Here is a 1,248-nt window from a genome sequence, read left to right as displayed (position 1 = left end):
GCCGGCGCCTTTGGGATCCGGGAGCAGAGCACGCAGGCGCAGGGTCTGGCCTGGGCGGGGGCGGCTTCGGGTTCGGGTGGTGTGTCGTCGATGTTCTGGAACCCGGCGACGATCACCATGCGCCCGGGCTTCGTCGCGGAGCAGAACCTCACCTTCATCGGCCTGTCCTCGGAGATCCGTCCGGATGCCGGGACCAATCCGGGCTTTGCGCGGCTGGGCGGCTCGGGCGACATCGGCCAGGGCGCCGTGGTGCCGGCGGGCGCGACCTCCTACCAGCTCAACGACCGGCTCTGGCTCGGCCTCTCCACCGGCGCGCCCTTCGGCCTCGTGACCAAGCCGCGCGACGTCTGGGCCGGCGAGGTCTACGGCCGCTCGTCGCGGATCTTCTCGCTGGCGATCAACCCGGTCCTCGGCTTCAAGGTCAACGAGTGGCTCTCGGTCGCGGCCGGCCCCAACATCGAGTACTTCCGCCTGACCCTGCGGCAGGCGCTGCCGGTCCCGGGCCTGGCCCCGACCGCCTATCCGAGCTCCTTCCTCAAGGGCGAGTCGTGGGGGGCGGGCTTCACCGCCGGCGCCACCCTGACCCCCCGCGACGGCACCGTGCTGGGCATCGGCTACCGCTCCTCGGTGCACCACGACATCGACGGCTCGATCGGCGTGCCGCTGGTCGCCCTGGCGCCGCTGGCCGGGCCGGTCCGCGCGAAGCTCAACACGCCCGACAAGCTCAGCGTCGGCCTCACCCAGGCGATCTCGCCGGTGGCGCGGGTCAACCTCGGCTTCGAGTGGGACAACTGGTCGAGGCTCGGCACCGTCGGCATCGTCTCGAAGACGCTGGGCCTGCCGGTGAACGCGCTGCCGCTCAACTACAAGGACGGCTACACCTACGCGATCGGCGCCGAGTACGACGCGTCCGCCAGCCTGACCCTGCGGACCGGCTTCGCCTACGAGACCTCGCCGATCGACTTCTCGAACCGCTCGGTGCGCCTGCCCGACGGCGACCGCTACAACCTCTCGGTCGGCGCCAGCTACCGCTGGAACGAGCGCCTGACCCTCAACCTCGCCTACTCGCACTTCTTCCTCGACCGGGCGCGGATCCTGGCCGGCCTCGGCCGCGACTACAACATCGGCAACATCGCCTTCGCCGGCACCGTCGACTCCAGCGCCGACATCGTCTCGGTCGGATTCCGCTACCTCTTCGCAGCACCCGCCGCGCCCCCCGAACAAGCCCCACTCATCCGGAAATACTGA

The 1,248-nt window shown here is 70.6% G+C and carries 1 protein-coding gene; it reads left to right on the top strand.

Annotated elements, in window-relative coordinates:
• Positions 1–1,248 (top strand): OmpP1/FadL family transporter (locus MFF58_RS31645; protein ID WP_238294283.1); only part of this gene is annotated, 1,248 nt, incomplete at its 5' end.

The sequence above is a fragment of the Methylobacterium longum genome (assembly GCF_022179385.1).
Lineage (GTDB): Bacteria > Pseudomonadota > Alphaproteobacteria > Rhizobiales > Beijerinckiaceae > Methylobacterium > Methylobacterium longum.
The sequence above is the reverse complement of the archived record's forward strand: the minus strand, read 5'-3'. Positions and strand labels throughout refer to the sequence as shown.